This is a genomic window from Paenibacillus sp. LS-5 (assembly GCF_056121505.1).
Window position 1 is genome coordinate 360,116 of record NZ_JBWAVA010000001.1, and the last position, 21,866, is coordinate 381,981.

At 49.3% G+C, this 21,866-nt stretch carries 17 protein-coding genes; 13 read left to right on the forward strand and 4 right to left on the reverse strand.

Annotation, left to right across the window (positions count from 1 at the left end; translation table 11 throughout):
* The first annotated feature begins 44 nt into the window (after positions 1–44).
* From AC0MA3_RS01650 to AC0MA3_RS01660, 3 genes are read left to right on the forward strand one after another with little or no spacing between them, the layout of a single operon-like run.
* Positions 45–1,610, forward strand: coding sequence for a response regulator transcription factor (locus AC0MA3_RS01650; RefSeq protein WP_474654939.1), 1,566 nt, complete (start codon positions 45–47; stop codon positions 1,608–1,610).
* A gap of 1 nt (position 1,611) precedes the next feature.
* Positions 1,612–3,330: a cache domain-containing sensor histidine kinase gene (locus tag AC0MA3_RS01655; RefSeq protein ID WP_474654940.1), complete on the forward strand. Its 1,719-nt coding sequence runs from the start codon at positions 1,612–1,614 to the stop codon at positions 3,328–3,330.
* A gap of 51 nt (positions 3,331–3,381) precedes the next feature.
* Positions 3,382–5,169, forward strand: coding sequence for a glycoside hydrolase family 36 protein (locus AC0MA3_RS01660; RefSeq protein ID WP_474654941.1), 1,788 nt, complete (start codon positions 3,382–3,384; stop codon positions 5,167–5,169).
* Between the two features lie 400 nt (positions 5,170–5,569).
* On the opposite strand, the gene AC0MA3_RS01665 is transcribed toward AC0MA3_RS01660, so the two are convergent.
* The 3 genes from AC0MA3_RS01665 to AC0MA3_RS01675 all read right to left on the reverse strand — a co-directional run bounded on the left by AC0MA3_RS01665 (position 5,570) and on the right by AC0MA3_RS01675 (position 7,931).
* Entirely contained in the window at positions 5,570–5,974 is a 405-nt protein-coding gene (locus AC0MA3_RS01665; RefSeq protein WP_474654942.1) for a VOC family protein, read from the reverse strand.
* 115 nt (positions 5,975–6,089) lie between these two features.
* Positions 6,090–6,944 carry an SDR family oxidoreductase gene (locus tag AC0MA3_RS01670; protein WP_474654943.1) on the reverse strand — a complete coding sequence of 285 codons (855 nt, stop codon included), beginning with the start codon at positions 6,942–6,944 and terminating at the stop codon, positions 6,090–6,092.
* 159 nt (positions 6,945–7,103) lie between these two features.
* On the reverse strand, positions 7,104–7,931 hold the full coding sequence (locus tag AC0MA3_RS01675) for a helix-turn-helix domain-containing protein (RefSeq protein ID WP_379152673.1): 828 nt from the start codon (positions 7,929–7,931) through the stop codon (positions 7,104–7,106).
* A gap of 159 nt (positions 7,932–8,090) precedes the next feature.
* On the opposite strand from AC0MA3_RS01675, the gene AC0MA3_RS01680 reads away from it, so the two are divergent.
* From AC0MA3_RS01680 to AC0MA3_RS01720, 9 genes are all read left to right on the forward strand, one after another.
* Positions 8,091–9,254, forward strand: coding sequence for a Gfo/Idh/MocA family protein (locus tag AC0MA3_RS01680; protein WP_474654944.1), 1,164 nt, complete (start codon positions 8,091–8,093; stop codon positions 9,252–9,254).
* 62 nt (positions 9,255–9,316) lie between these two features.
* Positions 9,317–10,081 carry a sugar phosphate isomerase/epimerase family protein gene (locus AC0MA3_RS01685; protein ID WP_474654945.1) on the forward strand — a complete coding sequence of 255 codons (765 nt, stop codon included), beginning with the start codon at positions 9,317–9,319 and terminating at the stop codon, positions 10,079–10,081.
* A 21-nt stretch (positions 10,082–10,102) separates the two neighbouring features.
* Positions 10,103–11,191 carry a Gfo/Idh/MocA family protein gene (locus tag AC0MA3_RS01690; protein ID WP_474654946.1) on the forward strand — a complete coding sequence of 363 codons (1,089 nt, stop codon included), beginning with the start codon at positions 10,103–10,105 and terminating at the stop codon, positions 11,189–11,191.
* Positions 11,192–11,242: 51 nt separating this feature from the next.
* Positions 11,243–12,265, forward strand: coding sequence for a Gfo/Idh/MocA family protein (locus tag AC0MA3_RS01695; protein ID WP_474654947.1), 1,023 nt, complete (start codon positions 11,243–11,245; stop codon positions 12,263–12,265).
* Between the two features lie 79 nt (positions 12,266–12,344).
* Complete coding sequence (gene msrA / locus AC0MA3_RS01700) at positions 12,345–12,857, forward strand: peptide-methionine (S)-S-oxide reductase MsrA (RefSeq protein WP_379152663.1); 513 nt, start codon at positions 12,345–12,347, stop codon at positions 12,855–12,857.
* 242 nt (positions 12,858–13,099) lie between these two features.
* Positions 13,100–14,458: a glycoside hydrolase family 64 protein gene (locus tag AC0MA3_RS01705; protein ID WP_474654948.1), complete on the forward strand. Its 1,359-nt coding sequence runs from the start codon at positions 13,100–13,102 to the stop codon at positions 14,456–14,458.
* 326 nt (positions 14,459–14,784) lie between these two features.
* Complete coding sequence (locus tag AC0MA3_RS01710) at positions 14,785–17,715, forward strand: insulinase family protein (protein WP_474654949.1); 2,931 nt, start codon at positions 14,785–14,787, stop codon at positions 17,713–17,715.
* A 3-nt stretch (positions 17,716–17,718) separates the two neighbouring features.
* A complete protein-coding gene (locus AC0MA3_RS01715; protein ID WP_379152657.1) occupies positions 17,719–18,423 on the forward strand; it encodes a response regulator transcription factor in 705 nt (234 codons plus the stop codon).
* A complete protein-coding gene (locus AC0MA3_RS01720) occupies positions 18,420–19,808 on the forward strand; it encodes a sensor histidine kinase (protein WP_474654950.1) in 1,389 nt (462 codons plus the stop codon). Before AC0MA3_RS01715 ends, AC0MA3_RS01720 begins: the two co-directional genes overlap by 4 nt.
* A 351-nt stretch (positions 19,809–20,159) precedes the next feature.
* On the opposite strand, the gene AC0MA3_RS01725 is transcribed toward AC0MA3_RS01720, so the two are convergent.
* The gene (locus AC0MA3_RS01725) at positions 20,160–20,645 is read right to left on the reverse strand and encodes a DUF6803 family protein (RefSeq protein WP_474654951.1); all 486 of its coding nucleotides are present in this window, start codon (positions 20,643–20,645) and stop codon (positions 20,160–20,162) included.
* Between the two features lie 145 nt (positions 20,646–20,790).
* On the opposite strand from AC0MA3_RS01725, the gene AC0MA3_RS01730 reads away from it, so the two are divergent.
* Positions 20,791–21,468, forward strand: coding sequence for an HAD family hydrolase (locus tag AC0MA3_RS01730; RefSeq protein WP_474654952.1), 678 nt, complete (start codon positions 20,791–20,793; stop codon positions 21,466–21,468).
* The last annotated feature ends 398 nt before the right edge of the window (positions 21,469–21,866 follow it).

Sequence of the window (21,866 nt, forward strand, 5' to 3'; positions counted from 1 at the left end):
TCGCCTGGGTGCAGATTGAATTCTGATTGTGAGGGTGATATGGGATGTACAAGGTGCTGCTGGTCGACGATGAGCTGCTGGATCTGGAGGGACTGCAGCGCTTCATGAACTGGGAAGGTCTTGGCATGGAGGTGTGTGCAGCCGCATGCAGCGGCTTTGAAGCACTGGAGGTGCTGGAGTCGCAGACTGTGGATATTATGGTCACCGATATCAGAATGCCGATCATGTCAGGAATGGAGCTTGCCCGCAGAGCCCTTGAGCTGAACCCGAAGCTGAAGATTATATTTGTCAGCGGCTATGAGGATTTTCAATATGCCAAGCAGGCCATATCCATGAGCGCGTCCGGTTATGTGCTGAAGCCTGTGGATGATAAAGATCTGCGCAGATCACTTGAAGAGGTCAGGGAAAGTCTGGACCGCGAGCAGGAGCACAACTATTTGGAGCGGTACTTCTCCGAATCTGAGCCACTTCTGCGCAGGGAATTGTTCATGCAGCTGATTGACGGAACCCCGGATGAAGAAAAGATATTGTCTCTCCTTCATCGAGTGGGGATCAACTGGAGTGGAGCGAGACTGTACACGGCGCTGCTCGAACCCGATGATATGTCCTGGAAGCTGAACGGCTACAGTGACGGGGCCAAGGCAGAGATAGAGAACAGACTGGAGCTGTCAATCGAGCGGTATTGTTCCGAAGAACAGATACAAGCGTGCAGAACGGAACGGTTCCATTACGCGCTGATTCTCGAAGAAGGTATGGGCCACGAAATACTCCGCAGGCTGATCCAACAGGCGGCGGACGGAATACCGCTGACGATAACCATCGGTGTGGGTCCTACCGTTAGCCATCTGTGTGAGCTGCGTGATTCTTTCCAGCAGGCAAGGAATGCGCTAGGACTGAAGTTGTTCCTGGGCAAAGGCAAGCTGATTCTGCATTCCGATGCCAGAGGGCCGATCTCGGCCTCCGCTAAGGACTTAGACAGCATACTGCAAGCTTTATTTGCGGCGATGTCCACTTATCGTCTGGTCGATGTGGATGACTGCAACGAGGAGCTGTTCGTATGGGTGGGCAATATGGAGACCAAGCTGGAGATTTACCAGCTTTTCCTGCACATTATCTCCAAGCTGGATGCATATCTGCATACGATCAATGAGGATTTTTATGAGCTGCTGGGGCTGGAACGCAAGCATCTCAATATTTTATATGACCTTGAGACCATTGAGGATATGAAATCCTGGCTCCGCCGCCGGATGTTCGAGTTATCCGAGCGCCTGCAGCGCAAACGCCAGGGGAAGAAACGCAAGCTTGTAGAGGAGATTCAGGCGTACATTGAAGAGCATCTGGAGCATAATGTCATGCTGCGGGATGCAGCCAATTACTTTTCTTTTTCGCCTAACCATCTGGGTCAGATCTTCTATGAAGAGACCGGAGTGTATTTCTCCGATTATGTGGGGCAGCGGAGGCTTGAGCGGGTCAAGGTATTGCTTGGTGATCCAAAACTGAAGGTCTATGAAGCCGCAAACAGAGTGGGTTATAAGAATCTTTCCCATTTCAGCAAGCAGTTCAAGGAATTTTATGGTGTGAGCCCTGGCGATTACAGGAGACATCTGTGACATGCGGCGCATGGGGAATATTCCTTTTGGATACAAGCTCATTCTGCCTTATGTACTCTGCCTGCTGATTGCCGTATTGACGGTTGGCTTGTTAGCTTACACCCATTCTGTGAATTCCCTACGTGAAAAAACACGTGAGAATCTTCAAGGTACCCTGAGGCAAATGCGCGATAATATCCGTTACCGCACAGATGATCTCGAACGGATCTCGAACAGTCTCTACTACAATTACAGTCTGCAAAATGCTCTACGCCGCTATGATCAGGGCTGGTACAGCTATGAGACCATGACGAAGACCCTCATGCCGGCGCTCGAAAATCTGCTGAATTATACAGCCAGCAACATTGGCCTGTCCCTGTATCTTCAGAACGAATCACTGCCTGAGGTGTTCTATAAGGATGGAGGGCAGAATCCACTGCTCTCAACCAAACGATACGAGATCTATCATCTGCAGCGGATTCAAGATGCGGATTGGTACCGCATGCTGGAATTCCCGGGCACCCTCCCGAGTCTCAGCCACTGGCAGCAGATACTCCACGATATGGAGGACAATAATATCTCGCTGCTGCAGCGTCTGGACGATGTACAGCGCGGGAAGAAGATCGGACTCGTCCGGGTGACGGTGCAGATTAAGGATCTGCTGGATTCGGTGGACTATCGTAAAATCGGTGAATACAGCACGCTTGTCGTGCTTGACGACAGCGGAAGAATCGTGCTGCAGTCCTCGCCGGAAGATTCGGAAGGGGGGAGCATCCAGTCCGGGCCCGGACGGCTTGTTCTTAGTGAATCCCTGCACGGTCTGGGCTGGCAGCTGCAAGCCTACATTCCGGATAGCTTGTTCGATCAGAGCGCGAATGAAGTCCGCCGGATGACCCTGCTGGTCTGTCTGGTCAGCGCCTTCATTCTGGCAGTGCTGGGAATTTGGGTATCCGGTTACTTTTCACGGAGGATTCAGAAGATCGTGGGATCGCTCAATGCTTTTCATGACGGGGATTTCCACAAAAGAATCCGCTTCAAAGGCAATGACGAGCTGGCTCAAATCGCTACCGCTTTCAATCGGATGGGCAGCAATATGGAAGAACTGATCCACAAAAATTACGTTGCCGATCTGCAGAAAAAGGAAGCAGAGCTGGAGTCGCTGCAGGCGCAGATCAATCCCCATTTCCTCTACAATACTCTCTCCTCTATCAATCGTCTCGCGCAATTCGGCGATATCGATAAACTGCATATTATGGTCCAGGAGCTGGCGAAATTCTACAGGCTTAGTCTGAACCGCGGAGAAATCCTGACCACCGTGGGTAATGAAATAGAACATGCTAAAGCCTATGTGGCAATCCAGTGTATCAAATACGGTGAACGGCTTAGTGTATATTATGACATCGACCCGGAAGTTCTGGAGTACGCCACGGTCAAGCTGATACTCCAGCCGCTGATTGAAAATGCGCTCGAGCATGCTTGGTTCGGAATGACTCTTGGTATCCGACTTATCGCTGAGAAAAGGGATACGGAGATTGTGTTCAAGGTGATTGATAATGGGGTTGGCATGAATTCGGAGATCATCCGGCAGATTATGGACCCCGAAGGCCCCCGCATTGGCTATGGCATACGTAATGTGGATTCCCGGATCAAGCTGCATCATGGCAGCAGCTACGGGGTAACCATCGCCAGCCGGCCAGGGATCGGGGCGTGTATACAGATTTCGATTCCGTGCCGAATGTAACCTGTAATCATTCAGGCGGTCACAACCGGCTACAAAGGAGCTTTGAAGCTATTGAAGATCATACTAAGCAATGGCTGTGAAATGAGGCTGGAGGGTAAGACAGGTGCTTTTACCGTCTCCCTCTTTGATGCTAGTGAAGAAGTCTCTGAGACAGGAGTTCATTATGTCCGTCTTGTTATGGATGCCTCAAATCCGGAGGTTCCCCCTGAATTATCCCTGAAATGGAGCTGCGCAGCAGTGGATGTGCAAGGTCTGTGGCATCCAGCGGTAGAGCGGAGCCGCGGACTGATCCCTGATTGGTGGCAGGGCTTCCCCTCAAGTTCTACTTCCTCTGCGCCGGTCATTAGTCTCTATGGGAACCGTGGGAATAATGTGCTTACCTTTGCCTGTTCGGATGTTCTGAACCCTGTGGTTCTGCATACAGGTCTGCATGAAGAAACATCCTGCTTTCATTGTTCCGTGACACTCTTTGCAGAATCTAGCCCGCCAGTGGGCCATCTTGAGATCACTCTGAGGCTGGATTCCCGCAGTCATCCGTATTATGAAGCATTGAAGGGAGTGACAGAATGGTGGGCCGGACTACCCGGATGTGACCCTTCACCCATTCCGGAAGCGACCAGGGAACCGATGTATTCGACATGGTACAGCTTTCATCAACAGCTAACACCTGATGCAGTAGAAGCCGAGTGCCGCGCAGCAACTGCAGTGGGCTGCAAGACAGTTATCGTGGATGATGGCTGGCAAACCTCAGATGCAACCAGGGGTTATGCGTACTGCGGAGACTGGAGGGAGAGTGCGGATAAAATCCCAGATCTGAAGACTCACGTAGCCCGGATTCATAAGTATGGGATGAAATTCATGCTATGGTACGCGGTTCCATTCATCGGGAAGCATAGTCAGGCCTGGGCGAGGTTTGAGAATAAATTGCTGTATGTGAATGATGCGTTTGGAGCCGGGGTTGCCGATCCCCGTTACCCGGAAGTGCGGGAATATTTGACCGGAATCTATGAGCAGGCGGTTCTGGAGTGGGATCTGGACGGGTTTAAGCTGGATTTCATCGATAGTTTCTATACCCCAGAGGATACGTCACCTAAGTATGGGCATGACACCGGTTCGGTGCCGGAAGCGGTAGATAAGCTAATGAGTGGCATCATCTCCCGTCTGCGGCAGCTGAAACCGGATATTCTGATCGAATTCCGCCAGAACTACATTGGACCGCTGATGCGCAAATACGGGAATATGTTCCGGGCAGGGGATTGTCCGAATGACGCGCTCCAGAACCGGATCAAGACAATCGATATCCGGTTGATATGCGGAACCACTGCGGCGCATTCTGACATGTTGATGTGGAATATGCAGGAGTCTTCAGCATCGGCAGCACTTCAGTTTATCAATGTGCTGTTTGCCGTCCCGCAGATTTCAGTCAGAATCGAACGTCTGCCGGAGGACCATGTCACCATGCTGGCGTTCTGGTTATCCTTCTGGCGAGAACACAGGGAGGTATTGCTGGATGGCCGCCTGGAGCCGCAGCATCCTGAGCTGTTGTATCCGCTGGTGATAGCCCGCACCACCCAGAAGTGGGTATTTGCGGCTTACCTTGATACTGTTATTTCCGTAACCGGGGATTTACCAGGGCTGGTGATTATCGTCAATGGTACGCTGCTCACCCGGTTGGTGCTGGAGTTGGACCGTGACTCGGGTCCACTGGATATCAGTGTCCGTGATTGTCACGGAACAGTGACTGCAGATTACCAGCTGAACTGGAGCAGCGGGGTACACGCGCTGGATGTGCCATCGGCTGGTGTAATTACACTGCGTCCAGTCCGCAAAAACGAATAGACGTATGAGGAACATCTATTCCACTGTTTCTGCATTACTTTAGCTGGCTCTGAACATTAAGTAGCTCCTTACTACGTGCAATAGGCTGCTCCCGAATTTATTCGGTAACGTGGCTATTGTCCGCCCAAGCCTGTTTTGAAAACGAAACAACGGCAGAAATGCCGTTGTAGGAGCACCTGCCTACCTGATGGGTCTGGAGGAAAGGAGGGATTTAAAAAAATTTTTCCAAATAGGAAAAAGCCACTTTCTGGCCGGACTTATTGGATCAGTTCTGCTGTCGGTGCTGGGGATGTGCTTGTGAATGCTTTTGGAGTGGCTTAAAGGAGACGGAGGGTTCGCACAGTGAAAAGACGCCGCTTGAATAGAACCTAACGGCGTCTTTATAAAGGATAGGTCACTGTTATTCCTGCTTAGGCACTGTAGTGATCATCCAAAGGATGCCAAACTTATCCTGAACATGTCCGAAGAGTGCTCCCCAGAATGCTGGATTCAATGCTTCCTTAATCACGCCGCCCTCCGCAAGATTGTCAAAGGCTTGACGGGCTTCAGCTTCTTCCGCGAATTCCAGGTTCAAATTGACCGTATTTCCATAACTAACCGGTTCTAAGACTGAATCGGACATCATAAAGTGGACCCCGGCAGCCATAAAGCTAAGGTTAATCACTTTGTCCTTCAAATCCTCACTTGCATTTGGCAAGTCTCCGTGTCTGGTAATGGAATTCATTTTGCCGCCAAGCGCCTGAATGTAGAACTCCGCTTGAGCTTTAGCATCCTCCGACATCAGATAAGCTGTAAAATTGGCCATGTGAACAACATCCTTTCCAGGGTTGAGGTTTGGTTCTGACTTGTTCATTGTAACAAATCACTTCAGCCGCATTTCTTATGGATTGCTGTATTGTTCTGTACAGAACTCAAGCTTTCTATACCCCTGAATAGGCCATGAATCCGCCGTCTACCGGTACTGTAATTCCCGTAACAAAACCCGACATCTCTTCGTCCGCCAACCAGAGTAAGGTACCGAGAAGGTCCTCCGGCTTCCCGAAGCGGCGCATCGGAGTCTGGGAGATGATCTTGTCTGATCGTTCGGTCAGTCCTCCGTCATCACGGAGCAGGAGCTTCTCATTCTGATTCGTGAGGAAGAAGCCTGGTGCAATGGCATTAACGCGAATCCCGGACTCTGCCAGATGGACAGCCAGCCATTGGGTGAAGTTGTTAATCCCAGCCTTTGCAGCACTGTATGCAGGTACTTTGGTCATTGGTGACGCGGCACTCATGGAAGAGATGTTAATCACGGTTGCACCTGAACGCCCAAGCATTTGCCTGGCAAATAGTTGGGTAGGTATAAGTGTGCCAACCAGATTGAGGTCCATGACCTGACGGAAGCCGGATGCAGATAGATCGAAGAAGGAGGTGATCTCCGGATTCTCCAGATCTCCATCTGCCAGTATTTCCTTCGTTGTAATGGCGGATGGCTGATTTCCCCCAGCCCCATTAATTAAAAGATCGCATGGCCCCCAATGCTTCAGAACCTCAGCTGCAGCAAGGCTAACGCTGCTTTCATCCGTTACATCACAAGCTACTGAAAAGGCTTGTCCTCCTGCTTCATTAATCTCGGCAGCAAGCGCGTTTCCCTTTTCCACCGTGCGGTTCAGGATAGCTACCTTGGCGCCCTGTCGCCCTAATTCATGTGCCATGACAGCACACAAGACACCCGCTCCTCCAGTAATAACAGCAATCTTGCCTGCAAGCGCAGGCTGCAATGCTAATCGAGCCATGAACGGCACTTCCTCTCTGCAGGGTACAGCGCTATCGCGCAGCCCAGGATGAATTCTTTTGCAGCATAACTTCTTGCACAAGACTTTAAAGATCTATCCGCTCTACGTGACAGTTGTATATACATTCATTAATCTTAAAGTGAAACAGTGGCCAGGCATTTATCGGGTGCTGCTTCGGTAGGCCGAGGGGGAGACCCCGGTTGTTTTTTTGAAATACTTAGAGAAGTGGGCCAGCTCCATCCCAACCTGTTCGGCGATATCAGAGATGCTGAAGCCGGTATAGGACAGCTGTTTTTTGGCGAGTTCCATCCGTTTGAGCTGTACATAGTGCATCGGGGTGACGCCCATGAACTTTTTGAAATAAGGAATAAAATAATTGGGATGCAGATGCACTTGATCTGCCAGTTCTTCGATCTCAAGCGGATGTTTCAGACGCCGGTCAATGTATTCCAGCACATGCGCGAGTTTGCCCTGGTCACTGGTATGCAGCAGCTCATTCAGGAAATCCGAGTAGCCGCCGGCCTCCATGCACAACGCCATAAGATTAAGCAGTGCCGCTTGCACACGGATTGTGGAGAGAAAGCTGTCATCTTGAAAGTGAGTGATCATCTCGGTAAAAACTTCCCGAACAGCGTCGGGATCGGCAGCATCGCTGATATACAGCTTATTAGCGGAATGAAACAGCGGCCACTCCCCGATGTGGGCATCGAAATGGCAATAGTACCGGGCATATGGGTGGTCTGGTGAAGTTTCTGTGGTCTGAATGGAACCGGCAGGCATTATCATTAATTGCCCTGGTCTTGGATAATAAGCAACACCATTAATAATCACTTTACCTTCCCCGCTGTCAATAAAATAAAGCCGGTTGAAAGAAGGCGTCTCGTTCGTGCGGTTCCAGCCCGGGTACCTGGTACTGAGCTGGGCATGAGTGACAGTAACGTTCAAATTCTGAAGCAGTCGTCCTGTCATATTTCCTAATCGATCCATAGGGCCACTCCTTAAGAGAGGAATAACTTTAGTATACCGCTTTCATTTAACTAATACATCTTAATTATATACAAATACTCCTTAATTCCAGTCATGTTCACACCTGATGATTAAGGTTATTCTCATAACATAAACTGAAATCAGGATGTGATCCAAGAGATGACAAAGGTACGTTATGGAATCATAGGCATCGGAAATATGGGCCGGGCCCATGCCCTTAGCCTGCTGGAAGAAGTGAAGGGGGCTGAGTTGACTGCCGTATGCGATATCAGTCCTGAACGCCTGGAATGGGCTTCGGAACAGTTGCCGGAGAAGGTGAAGCATTTCAGCACAGCAACAGATATGTTTCAATCAGGCGTCATTGATGCTGTGTTAATCGCTACACCGCATTATGACCACCCGCCGCTCGCGATAGAAGCGCTGGGGTACGGATTGCACGTTCTGATTGAAAAGCCTGCCGGTGTATACACCAAAGCCGTTCAGGAAATGAACGACATAGCTGCTAAGTCAGACCGCAAGTTCGGCATTATGTACAATCAGCGGACCAACCCGCTCTACCAGAAGCTCCGTGAGCTGATTCAGGCTGGTGAACTTGGCGAGATCCGTCGTACGAACTGGATTATTACGAACTGGTACAGATCACAGAACTACTATGATTCCGGCGGCTGGCGCGCTACCTGGGCCGGAGAGGGAGGCGGAGTGCTGCTGAATCAGGACCCGCATCAGTTAGACCTCTGGCAGTGGACCACAGGAATGATGCCTGTGCGCATTCGGGCGTTTTGCCATTTTGGGAAATACCGGAAGATTGAGGTCGAGGATGATGTGACTGCTTATGCCGAGTATGCGAATGGAGCCACCGGGCTTTTTATTACCACGACCGGAGAAGCTCCGGGTACAAACCGCTTTGAAATCACCGGAGACAACGGGAAGATCGTCATTGAAGACGGCACCCTGACCTTCTGGCGGTTGCGCACGCCTGAGCCAGTTTTTAACGCTGAATACAAGGGCGGCTTCGGAGCACCAGAGTGCTGGAAATGCGAGATTCCCGTGGAAAAAGGGGATGGTGAGCAGCATAAAGGCATCCTGCGTAACTTCACGAACGCCATCCTGCACGATGAACCCTTGCTTGCACCAGGGGAAGACGGCATCCATGGCCTGACACTGTCGAATGCGATGTATCTGTCCGCATGGACAGATAACTGGGTGGAGCTTCCCATTGACGGTGATTTGTTCCAAGAGAAGCTGATGGATAAAGTGCAGAATTCAACCTTCCAAAAGGATACGACTGGGCTAAAGACGCTGAATGTGTCGGGAACACACTAGATATCTTCGGTTAAAGCGATATCAACCGTCCGATTACAACCATACAAGGAGTGTAGCAATCTATGAAGACTTCAACCATTGCCGCGCAAATGTATACCCTGAGGGAGTTCACACAGACTGCCGAAGGGTTGCGGGACAGCTTTCTAAAGGTAAAGGATATTGGTTATCAGGCAGTGCAGGTTTCGGGTATTGGGCCAATTTATCCGCAACTGGTGAAGCGATATGCAGAAGAAGCGGGACTGGCGATCTGTGCCACACACGTTCCCTGGGACAGGCTGGTGAACGACCTTGACGCGCTGGCGGCGGAGCACAAGCTCTGGAACTGTCCATACATCGGTCTTGGAGCACTTCCGGGCGAGTACCAGACTAGTCAGGAAGGTTATCGTACATTTGCCAAGAAAGCTTCCCAAATTGCAAAAGTCTTGAAGCAGAAGCACGGGCTGCAATTTGTGTATCATAATCATGATTTTGAGTTCGAGCGACTGGATGGCATGACGGGACTTGAAGTTCTTCGGCAGGAGTCAGACCCGGAGACGTTCGATTTTGAATTGGATCTCTACTGGGTTCAGGCTGGGGGTGGCAGTCCGGTGGATTGGATTCACAAGATGAAGGGCCGAATGCGGGTTGTGCATCTGAAAGATATGGCAGTGGTCGCAAGAAAAGCAGAATTTGCTGAAATCGGCCAAGGCAATATGGATTATCGAGCAATCATCGAAGCCTGCCGCGAGACTGGAGTAGAGTGGTATGTGGTTGAACAGGATGTCTGCCGCCGCAATCCGTTCGAGAGCCTGGAGATCAGCTTGAAATATCTTCATACCTTGCTGTAATTAGATCTGGAGGGAAAATGTATGAGTCGTAATGACGGAATGAATTATGCTCCCAGACATGAGGCTAAACCTGTTGTGGGACCAGGCGAATTCGTAATTGCTGCAATCGCACTGGACCACGGACACATCTATGGAATGTGCAACGGGCTGGTGGAGGCTGGAGCGGAATTGAAATGGGTATATGACCCGGATCCAATAAAGATCAAAGCGTTCACGGCCGCATATCCGGGAGTCCGGGTGGCCAGATCTGCCGAAGAAATACTGGAAGACCCGGAGGTCCGCCTGGTAGCCGCTGCCGCTGTGCCCTCTGAAAGAGGACCACTGGGTCTGCGTGTAATGGCTCACGGGAAGGACTATTTTACGGACAAGGCACCTTTTACAGCTATGGAACAGCTAGAGGCGGCGCGTGTACAGGCAGAGAAAACGAAACGTAAATACATGTGCTATTTCAGTGAACGGCTGCATGTGGAAAGTGCAGTGTACGCTGGCCATTTGATCAGACAGGGTGCGATAGGCTGCGTGTTACAGGTGATTGGGATGGGGCCTCACCGTCTGAATGCGCCAAGCCGTCCCGACTGGTTCTTCCAACGCGAGAAATATGGGGGGATTCTCTGTGATATCGGCAGTCACCAGATCGAACAATTTCTCTATTATGCGGGTTGCCGTGACGCCAAGGTACTGCACAGCAAGGTGGCCAATTACAACAATGCTGCCCATCCGGAGCTTGAAGATTTCGGGGATGCATCACTGGTTGGTGATAATGGTGCAACCCAATATTTTCGCGTGGACTGGTTCACCCCGAAGGGACTCGGAACTTGGGGGGACGGACGTATGATCATTATGGGAACCGAAGGTTACCTGGAGCTGCGCAAATACACAGATATTGCCCGCTCAAATACACCGGATCACGTCTTTTGGGTAGACGGACAGGGCGAACATTATGAGCAGGTAGTCGGCAAAATTGGTTTTCCCTTCTTCGGTGAGCTTATCCTGGACTGTCTGCAGCGTTCAGAGCTGGCGATGACACAGGCTCATGTGTTCAAAGCTGCGGAACTGTGCCTCATTGCCCAATCTCAAGCGCTGAACCTTACACCGGATATTCTCAGGTAACATACTAAGTTAGTAGAATTTAAGACAGAGCATAACGGAAGGTGAACCGGGATGAGTACAATTGGTGCAGCGATCGTCGGATGCGGCGCGATTGCCCCCTTGCATGCCAAGGCTATTCTATCGTTGGAAGGGGCACGGCTAATTGCCGTCGCCGATTCCGATCCTGAACATGCGGCACAAGCCGCTCAGGACTATGGCTGTGAAGCGGTAACAGACTATAAGCAGCTTATTGGGAGAACAGACATCAGCATCATTCACATATGCACACCGCATCATCTGCATGCCTCAATGGCAGTGGAGTTCCTTCAGGCAGGCCATCATGTCTTGACGGAGAAGCCAATGGCCATGGATGTGCCGTCCGCCCGGAGAATGCAGGAAGCTGCAGCTGTAAGCAAGGGACAGTTGGGTATTGTATTTCAGAATCGTTATAATGAAGCTTCCATACGAATCAAAGAGATTATAGACTCCAGTATTCTCGGCCAGCTGCTCTGCATGAAGGGGATCGTGACCTGGAGCCGGAGTGAAGATTATTATACGCAGAGTAGCTGGCGCGGGAAATGGTCTACCGAAGGTGGAGGAGTCCTGATTAACCAGACGATTCATACGCTCGATCTCCTGCAATGGTTCGGCGGCGAAATCACTTCTATTAAGGGAAGTGTGACTACGGATGTACTGAATGAAGTCATTGAAGTGGAAGATACCGCACATGCCTGCATCATTTTCAAGGATAATATACGCGGAATTTTTTATGGAACGAATGCATATTCGGTGAATTCTCCGGTTGAAATGGAAGTTGTTTTTGAGCTGGGTACGCTGCTTCTTCGCAGAGACTGTCTATACCTCTGGAAGGATGGCCAGGAGACGCTGCTATGTGAACCCACGTCTACGGCAGCCGAAGGAAAGTCTTACTGGGGAAACAGTCATAAACGGTTAATCCATGACTTCTACAGACACATCAGCGAAGGCCGCAAATTCTGGATTGACGGGAACGAGGGAATCAAAGCGCTGAAAGTTATTGCCGGTATTTATCAATCATCCGAATTCAGACTCTGTTCACCTGTGTCCTCAAATTGACATTAAGCACATTTAGCCTTATCTTCATTACATGCGTTTCTAGCATGGCAGATGATAGACAGGGAGAGGGATACAGGTTATGGAACAGGCAATGTTTGCCGGAGGCTGCTTCTGGTGCATGGTAACACCTTTTGAGGAGCTGCCCGGAATTCATGGGATTATCTCCGGCTACGCCGGGGGATCCGTAGAGAATCCGACTTATGAACAGGTCAAAACCGGAACAACAGGCCATTATGAGGTTGTGCAGATTACTTATGACCCGGCGTTGTTCCCGTACGAGAAGCTGCTGGAGCTGTTCTGGCCGCAAATCGATCCGACCGATGATGGTGGACAGTTTCAGGATAGAGGTCCCCAATACCGGACAGCGGTATTTTATTATAATGAAGAGCAGCGTCTGGCTGCACTGGCTTCCCGGGAACAGGTAGCAGCAAGCGGCAGGTTCGAAGGTCCGGTCGTAACGGAAATACTGCCAGCACCAGTCTTTTACCGGGCAGAAGAATACCATCAGGACTATCACAAAAAGAATCCAAAGCACTATAAAGAGGACCGCGAGCAATCTGGACGCGATACTTTCATTGCAAAGCATTGGTAAAGCTAATAGTGTTTTTCAAAAGCCTTATACCTCCTGCATTCAGGAGACATAAGGTTTTTTCTTTTTTTGCAGCAAATGTGGCAGATCCATTGATTATCAAAACGTTTCACCCAAAATATGGAGACCAAATCCGAAATTCTGCTCCTACTAAATGAGCAATAAGAATACTATAATCAGCATTGTAAACGCATACATTTATGGTGCGTGATTGAACTTATTCCATATAATGGAGGATGATTGCGATGAGAAAAAAATGGCTCATGTCCGTGCTCGCGCTTCTGCTGCTGATCTCCTGCTTCCCGCTGTTCGGCTCCAAAGCCGAGGCCGCCGATTACACGCAAGGTGTCGACTTGTCTGGAACCACAGCAACGATCTGGTTCAAATCTGCTGTAAGCACTAGCTGGACGGACGTGCATTACAAGCTTAATGGTGGAACCCAGATTAATCTTCGCATGACGTACAGCAGCAGCAAAGCCCGCTATGAACAAACCGTAACGGGGGTATCAAGCGGGACAGCAATCACCTATTTCTTCACATATAACAACGGAACTCCTGCTTATGACACTGGCTGGTTCACTTTCAATGCCGGAACCACACCTACAACACCGCCATCCAATTCCTCCGGTTCGATCTATTCCATTGCCGCATCCTCCATTCCCACAGCACCAAGCGGATCGCTATCCTTTAAGGTAATGAACGGAACAGGGGGAGCATACTCTGACAGTCAAGTCTACTGGGGGGTTATCGGCATCAATCCGGCTAACGGACAATGGAGTTATCTGGATTTGAATGGAAATCTGGTGCCTATCTCAGCGGCTCTGAACGACGCGTCTGGCCATTTGACCAAAAACGGCGTGAATTATGCGAATATTTATCACACGGTCAGCCAGGCCTCATGGGTGAACATGCCCAAAATCACCTCCGGGCGGATGTTCCTCAGTGTAGGAACACCGCTGTACATCAAAACCTATAACGACGGCTTTGCCGGACCGGATATCAATAATGCAACGGATCCGAACCGTAATATCTACTTTGATTTTATTGAATTCACAGTCGACGCCACCGGATATCATGGCAATACTACCCGCGTTGACGCATTCGGATTCCCGATCCAGCACCGTCTGGTGAGCTTGTCCGGCTCATACGACCGGACTGTAGGTGAATTGGAATCGGAAACCCGTGCAGGAATATTCACGAAATATCAGAACGAAGTGCCAACCGCCTTCAAATCACTGGCTACCGATCAGGCACCTTACCGCATCGTAGCTCCGATTCACGGATCTTTTGCTCCAGGTGGGGCTAATGCCAACTATTTTGCCGGGTATTCGAGTTATAACACCCAGGATATTCTCCGCTGTGACGGAGCGCTCACCGATGCTGCTACTGCGGCTGCCATCAACCGCCATGTCTATACAACCAGCAACTGGAATAATGTAGCGAACTATTACAACGCAGCTCCAGCCAACTATTATGCAAAGTTCTGGCATGACCACAGCATCAGCGGCCTGGCTTACGGCTTCCCTTATGATGATGTCAACGGCCAAGCAGCTTATCTGGAGGTAGGCGACCCCAAAGGCCTGATTATCCGTGTAGCCTGGTAAACGTGTAATTCGCACTGACTTCTAATTGTAAAATCCGATGTATAAGAAGGCTGCACCGCTTAATGAATGGCGGCGCAGCCTTCTTTGTTCAATTAGATTTTCAATACGCTATTAATACATTTTTAATTATTGCAATTCTACATTCTTCCTACATATTTATTCAGTACACTTCTATTTACATTCGTGGGAGTGAGGCGCCAACACCGGAACATAACCTGCCAGTAATTCGCAAATTCATACTGCAAGTCTTCTACGGATGGAACAGGAAACCCGGAATATGATAAGCTCATGGAGTGAGGTTAGCCCTAAATAGAGGAGTGAAATCTGTGAGCAACTTGAAGACAGGTAGTATTTATTCAGGATTTCAAGTCGTACGTGAGGAATTTATCCGGGAAATCGAATCCTCCGTATTTACAATGGAGCATCAGCCAAGTGGTGCCAAGCTGCTTTTTGTGCAGAATCAGGATGACAATAAAGTTTTCAGTGTGAGCTTTCGGACTCCGCCGGAGGACAGTACAGGCGTGTTTCATATTCTGGAGCATTCGGTCTTGTGCGGATCTGACAAATACCCGGTCAAGGAACCGTTTGTCGAGCTGCTCAAGGGCTCAATGAAGACATTCTTGAACGCATTTACGTTTGCAGATAAGACTATGTATCCGGTGGCGAGCCGGAATAATAAGGATTTCTCCAACTTGATGGAAGTCTATCTGGATAGTGTATTTAAGCCGAATATTTACAGGCAGCGGGAGATTTTTGAGCAGGAGGGATGGCATTACGAACTCCAGCAAGAACAGGATGAGCTGATCTATAAAGGCGTCGTCTACAATGAGATGAAAGGCTCTTATTCCTCGCCGGTTACGGTTCTGATTGACCGGATCAAAAAATCGCTGTACCCCGATACGATCTACCGCCACTCCTCCGGGGGAGATCCGCAGAATATCCCTGCGTTGACCTATGAACAGTTCCTTGCGGCTCACAGTCATTATTATCACCCGTCCAATAGCTATTTTTATCTATATGGAGACGTGAACATCGAAGAGAGACTGCAGTTCATCCATCAGGAATATCTCAGCCATTACACTCGTAATGATCTCGATACCGCAATTCCTCTGCAGCAGCCGACCGGAATGACGGAACTCACTTCGGAATATCCCATTCTGGAATCAGAAACCGCTGAAGATAAAACCTATTTGAGCATGAATTATGTGATAGGAACTTCCCTGGACCGGGAACTGAATCTGGCCTTTGCTATTCTAAAAAACATACTGATGGACAGCAACGCAGCTCCGCTAAAACAAGCATTGCTCGAAAGCGGACTGGGCAAAGACGCGTTTGCTTTCTATTCCGACAGTATGGTCCAGCCGATGCTGGGCATTACACTGACCCATTCCAACCCCTCATCCAAAGATGCTTTCCTTGACCTGATCAGAACGGTGTTAAGCCGCCTTGTAGCTGACGGTCTGGATGAGAAACTTGTGCTCGCAGCGCTCAACAGTAAGGAATTCGAACTGCGCGAAGCGGACTTTACCCAGTATCCCAAAGGGCTGACCTATAATATTGAGCTAATGAAGTCGTGGCTGTATGGAGGGTCGCCGGCTGCACATCTGGAATATGAAAAAGCGTTCACTGCCATCCGGGAAAAATGTGCGGACCGTTATTTTGAGAAGCTGATCGAAACCTATTTGCTGAATAGTAACCACTGCAGTGTAGTAATATTACAGCCTTCTGCTGCCATTGCGGCCGAGAAAGAAGCTTTCAACAAAGCGCAGCTTGCTGAATATAAAGCATCATTGTCCCCAGTACAGCTCAGCCAGCTTGTTCAAAGCACTCAAAACCTGCTAGCCCGCCAGAGCCTCCCGGACACGGCTGAGAATCTGCAGAAGCTCCCGAAGCTGTCCCTACAGGACATTGACCGTAACGCTCCATCCCAGGTGGCTACGCATGAGTACACTCTGGAAGGGATCAAGCTGATTCATCATGAGTTACCTACGAACAAAATTGCCTACATTAAGTTTTATTGGGACACCAGGGTTCTTGCGGCGGAACAGATTCCATATCTGGTGCTGCTGGGGAGGGCACTTGGGCAATTGGAGACTGCGGCATATAGTATTGAAGAGCTTACGAGTGAGATTGGGATCAAAACCGGAGGAATGCGATTTCAGAATGAGGTGTTTGGTGCCAAACCAGATTCTGAAGCCAGCTATCAGCCCAAATTCAGCGCGCGTATAAAAGTATTAGAGAGCAACATAAGTGATGCGCTTAAGCTTCTCCATGAGATGCTCTATAGCAGCAATCTGGATAACTACACCAAGCTGCAGGAAATCGTCCGCCGCGAAGCTTCACGGATGGAATCGTTCCTGAACCAGAAAGGCAATGACATCGCAGCCAGCCGATTGCTATCCTATTTCTCCGATATGGGAGCGTACGAGGAACAGCTTGAGGGTGTAGCCTATTATCGTTTTATCCGAGGACTAGCTGACACTATTGACCAACAGGCCGAACACTTAGCTGGCACCCTGAAAGACATTGGCGCGGCCTTGTTCAATAAGCAGAATTTAATCCTTTCGGTTACGGGAACAGCAGATGTCTATGAGCAGTTCGCTGCTCAATTGCCGCAACTGAAACTTCAGGACGGGTATATGAAATCCAACCTTATGCTGAAGGCGGAGGATCATGCCAATAACGAGGGCTTTATGTCAGCAAGCCAGGTGCAGTATGTAGTAAAGGGATATGATTTTACTAAGCTTGGTTTTGTATATTCAGGCAAAATGCAGGTTCTCAAAAAGATCCTAAGTCTCACCTACCTGTGGAATACGGTGCGGGTAAAAGGCGGAGCTTATGGCGGGAATCTGATCCTGCGGAGAGACGGTGTGCTTATCTTCACCTCCTATCGTGATCCGAATTTGCAGGAGACGCTGGAGGTCTACGATCAGGCATACCAATTTGCCGGAAGCTTTGAAGCAGATGAAGAAGAGATGACCAAAGCGATTATTGGCACCCTGGCGATGTTTGAACAGCCGCTTAGTCCCAGTGGACAGGGGCGGCGGGCGGACCGACATTATTTCGAACAGATTACCAGTGAAGAATTGCAGCAGGAACGGAATGAAATTTTGTCAGCTACCCCCGAAGATATCAGGCAATATGCCGGGCTGCTTAAAGCTGTGGCAGATAAGAATTACTATAGTGTGGTTGGTAACGAATCCAGAATGAAATCGGCACAAGACTTATTCGGCAGCATGGAGGAATTGGTGAGGTAACCTATGAAAACACAAATTCTGATTGTAGATGACGAGTGGAACATGCGGAATTTACTGCGTATTTATTTACAAAAAGAAGGTTTTGCGACACAAGAAGCAGCGACCGGACATGAAGCGCTACGTATGGTAGAACAGCACAGCTTCGATCTGCTGCTCCTGGATGTAATGATGCCTGACATGGATGGCTGGCAAGTGTGCCGTGCAGTGAGGGAGCATACTCAGCTTCCTATACTGATGCTTACAGCCCGCTCGGAAACCAAAGACAAAGTGCAGGGGCTGGGCATCGGTGCAGATGACTATCTAACCAAACCCTTTGAACCGGAAGAATTGCTGGCGCGGATTCACTCTTTGCTCCGGCGTTCTTCATTAACCAAGGCGGTCAAGCCCCAGGAAGAGCAGTTGAATTTTCCGGGCCTGCGAATCTCTCCTGAAGCACGAGAAGTATTCATTGAAGGCCAAAGTATTGATTTTACTATGAAGGAATTCGATCTGTTGACGATGCTTGCGCGGAGCGGCCAGCGAGTATTCACCAGAGATGAACTGGTTGAACGATTGTGGGGCAATGATTATGGCGGAGAGACGCGCGTGATCGACACCCATATCAAGAACATCCGGGAGAAGCTGCAAAAGGCGGGGCTGTCCTATAATCCGGTACAAACGGTATGGGGGCTGGGTTACAAATTCCAAATTCCCGGCGACACGGAATGAAGAATAACATCATCGGTTTTAAATTGGGGCTTGTGATCATGTCGGTGTTTGTGATTGTTTTGCTGTTTCTGGGGATCGCCATCGACCGGATGTTCAGCAGCTTTTTCTATAAAGAAATGCAGACCGAAACCAATGAATTGGCTTCGCATTTCACCATCATGGCTGAATCCCAGGACACTACCAGCGAACAAATGATGCGGACCTTTGCCGAATTTTCTAATGTGAGTATATTTAACATTTCCCGGGATAGCAGCATCAATCTTCATTCTGGCGTGCATGACTCGGCGGATCGTTCATTTATTCATACGGCAGATCTGGCGCGGATATTTGCCGGCAAAAGTGTGAGCTTTCAATACAAAGATCCTGCGGGACACCGGTATTTCGTGACGGGGCAACCCATTAAGACGGGCAGGACGATAAGTTCTGCACTCTATCTCATGTCATCGACGGCAAGTATGGAGCAATCTTTGGCTTCGGTGCGGGATATTCTGCTCTTGTCGGGAATGGGGGCTTTGGTGCTGGCGCTGGGCATCACCTGGTTCATTGCCCGGGTGCTGTCTCGTCCGCTTGTACAGATGCAGAAAGCAACCCGCAAAATTGCGGCAGGAGAGCTGGAGACCAGGCTGGCGATCAGGAGCGTTGACGAGATAGGGTTCCTGGCTGCGGCGATTAACGATCTGGCTATGGACCTGCAGCGGTATCGGGACACTCGTCAGGAGTTTCTGGCGAATATCTCGCACGAGCTGCGGACGCCAATCACCTATCTACAAGGTTATGCCAAGGTAGTGAAGGGTGAACTCTATGAGACTGAAGAGGAAAAAAAACAGTATCTAGACATTATTGATCAGGAGGCACACCGCATCCAGCATCTTGTAGATGATCTGTTTGAGTTGGCCAAGATGGAGGAGGGCCAAATTCCGCTTAACCTAGGGATGGTAGACTTGAAGCTGGTTGTGGATCAGGCAGCCCGCAAGCTGGATTTGGCCGCCAAAGAAAAAGGCCTGAGTATTACAGTATTGTATAGTGGACAAGCTACCAATTTGCATGGAGACCGCAAACGGATGGAGCAAATCGTGATGAATCTACTGGAAAATGCCGTGCGCTATACAGATGAGGGTAAGATTAATATTCAGCTCAAGTATACATCTGACGCCGTGCACTTCATCGTAGAGGATACAGGTATGGGCATCCCTGAAGATGAGCTTCCGTATATCTTTGACCGCTTTTTTAGGGTCGAAAAGTCCCGCTCGAGACAGTATGGAGGCACTGGCCTTGGTCTTTCCATTGTGAAGAAACTGGTCGAGCTCCTTGGCGGTTCGATTGGCATCACCAGTAAAGTAGGCGTTGGCACCCGCTGCGAGGTCAGGTTTCCCCTGCGTAAGTGATGAATAGCATATGAATTCACTGAGGGAAAGAGCCTATCTGTAAAAGCCCGAACTGCACTCGCGTGTTTTACGGACCGGAGAGCCCTTATTCGACCGGATCATGCGATTGCGCATTTCTTACGGACTCAGATGATGTTATGTAACCTATTTCCCTTCTATTTATCCTGGAATGGACCAAATAACGCCGCCTGAGTCCGTATATTTTGAAAAACCACGTGTATTCGCAAAATAACGCCTTCTCTGTCCGTAACACTCGATATACTTAATCCGTTCCCATTTCTTCTATCATTCTGATAGCACAAAAAAAGAACGCGCACCCACACGCGTTCTTCTCTATTTTCCAAATCCAACTTAATGGCTCATTCCAGCCATCCCGCCCATAATCTCAGGATTAACCATCCCGAAGATCATCGCGATATGCGCTACCACAAGAAATCCGCTGATCAGGATGAAATGCAGCTTCATCTTGTTTTCCTCACTTTGTTTGCGGGCAATCAGTCCAAGGTCCAGCAGCGCCAGAGGCAGAAGGAAAATGACTCCGCTTAAGTAAAAGCTTACCGCCACTACGTCAACCCATGTATGCCATTCCCCGTTTGCGGTAATCGGTACAAAAGCAGTAGGGAACAAGTACAGGAATACTCCTGTAAAATATAGCCCGGCCAGAATACTGCATACCCGATTAAACGTCCTGAGGGGCCCGCTCAGTTTTTTGGTGAACAAAATAATAAATTCAGTCACGGTGATCGTCTCTGCAAAGATGACCGGGATTGCCATAAAAAGAATCAGATTCCATGGCTGGTTATCCGCGAGCAGGGACATATAATGCGTCATGTTCATGTTGGTTCCTCCAATAAATTAATTAACTGCCATCATCATATTAGTAGATAAGTGTGTGGAAAGTATGGAGAATCAAAGGTATGATTGTAGGAGTTGTAACATCATGCAGGCAGCAATTGAATACGAAAGGGGCAAGGCGTAAGTTATGGAGAGACTCGAAAATATTTTATTTGATCTGGATGGCACCTTAACCGACCCCAAAGAAGGGATCACCAAAAGCGTAGAATACGCCCTGGGCAAATTCGATATTACCGTGGAGCATCCCGATCTGCTCCTGCCATATATCGGCCCGCCCTTATATGATTCTTTTATAGAAATACAGGGATTCTCCGCCGAGATGGCGGCCAAAGCTGTTGAATTCTACCGTGAACGGTACCGCACACTGGGAATGTACGAGAATGCGGTGATTGATGGCATCCCGGAACTACTGGAGGAACTGCAGGACAAAGGCTTCAATCTATACGTAGCTACTTCAAAACCCACGGTATTTGCGGAAGAGATCATCCGGCATTATGGCCTGGACAAATATTTCCGTCATGTGGCTGGAAGTAATCTGGACGGTACCCGATCCAAGAAGAAAGAGGTGATTCAGTATGTACTGGACGAGAATCACATTCTTCCGGAAACCGCGCTAATGATTGGAGACCGCGAACATGATATTATCGGTGCCAAAACATGCGGCGTAGCCTCCATGGGTGTTATGATCGGCTATGGTTCGGAGGCGGAGCTTCAAAATGCTGGAGCGGATGACATTGCTTACGATGTGAAAGATATAGGTGATATTATCTCGCGCAATTATGTAAATATTACTAACGTGAAATAAGTGCCGGAATCACAAATTTGCATACTTAGGATTCATGATTGATGAAATATCTTTTTATTTAGAGTGGTTGACATTTCGTAAACGGGTTGAGTATTATGTAACCAGCAACACCATATCCAAGGCAATGACCAAAGACAGGATATCCTATTAGGACTGGCCAGAGAAAGAAGTGAACGGTGAGAGCTTCTTCAGGGACCGGCAGGATGTTACCCCTTTGCAGCCGTGACACTGAACCTACCCTGCTGTTAGGGAAGCTGTAAATGTCACCGACTTATCCCCGATAACGGATACCAATGAGGATCTTGTATATAATTCTTCCGCCGAACAGCCGGGGGTCGAACATTGCAGATCAAATTAGGGTGGAACCACGAGCCAGAACGCACTCGTCCCTTTCCGGG

Excerpts from the sequence above, each read along its gene's own strand:
- AC0MA3_RS01680 (WP_474654944.1), top strand. The coding sequence starts at position 8,091 with ATGACAAAGGTACGTTATGGAATCATAGGCATCGGAAATATGGGCCGG.
- AC0MA3_RS01690 (WP_474654946.1), top strand. The coding sequence starts at position 10,103 with ATGAGTCGTAATGACGGAATGAATTATGCTCCCAGACATGAGGCTAAA.
- AC0MA3_RS01715 (WP_379152657.1), top strand. The coding sequence starts at position 17,719 with ATGAAAACACAAATTCTGATTGTAGATGACGAGTGGAACATGCGGAAT.
- AC0MA3_RS01695 (WP_474654947.1), top strand. The coding sequence starts at position 11,243 with ATGAGTACAATTGGTGCAGCGATCGTCGGATGCGGCGCGATTGCCCCC.
- AC0MA3_RS01675 (WP_379152673.1), bottom strand. The coding sequence starts at position 7,931 with ATGGATCGATTAGGAAATATGACAGGACGACTGCTTCAGAATTTGAAC.
- AC0MA3_RS01685 (WP_474654945.1), top strand. The coding sequence starts at position 9,317 with ATGAAGACTTCAACCATTGCCGCGCAAATGTATACCCTGAGGGAGTTC.
- msrA (WP_379152663.1), top strand. The coding sequence starts at position 12,345 with ATGGAACAGGCAATGTTTGCCGGAGGCTGCTTCTGGTGCATGGTAACA.
- AC0MA3_RS01650 (WP_474654939.1), top strand. The coding sequence starts at position 45 with ATGTACAAGGTGCTGCTGGTCGACGATGAGCTGCTGGATCTGGAGGGA.
- AC0MA3_RS01655 (WP_474654940.1), top strand. The coding sequence starts at position 1,612 with ATGCGGCGCATGGGGAATATTCCTTTTGGATACAAGCTCATTCTGCCT.
- AC0MA3_RS01730 (WP_474654952.1), top strand. The coding sequence starts at position 20,791 with ATGGAGAGACTCGAAAATATTTTATTTGATCTGGATGGCACCTTAACC.
- AC0MA3_RS01665 (WP_474654942.1), bottom strand. The coding sequence starts at position 5,974 with ATGGCCAATTTTACAGCTTATCTGATGTCGGAGGATGCTAAAGCTCAA.
- AC0MA3_RS01705 (WP_474654948.1), top strand. The coding sequence starts at position 13,100 with ATGAGAAAAAAATGGCTCATGTCCGTGCTCGCGCTTCTGCTGCTGATC.
- AC0MA3_RS01720 (WP_474654950.1), top strand. The coding sequence starts at position 18,420 with ATGAAGAATAACATCATCGGTTTTAAATTGGGGCTTGTGATCATGTCG.
- AC0MA3_RS01725 (WP_474654951.1), bottom strand. The coding sequence starts at position 20,645 with ATGAACATGACGCATTATATGTCCCTGCTCGCGGATAACCAGCCATGG.
- AC0MA3_RS01670 (WP_474654943.1), bottom strand. The coding sequence starts at position 6,944 with ATGGCTCGATTAGCATTGCAGCCTGCGCTTGCAGGCAAGATTGCTGTT.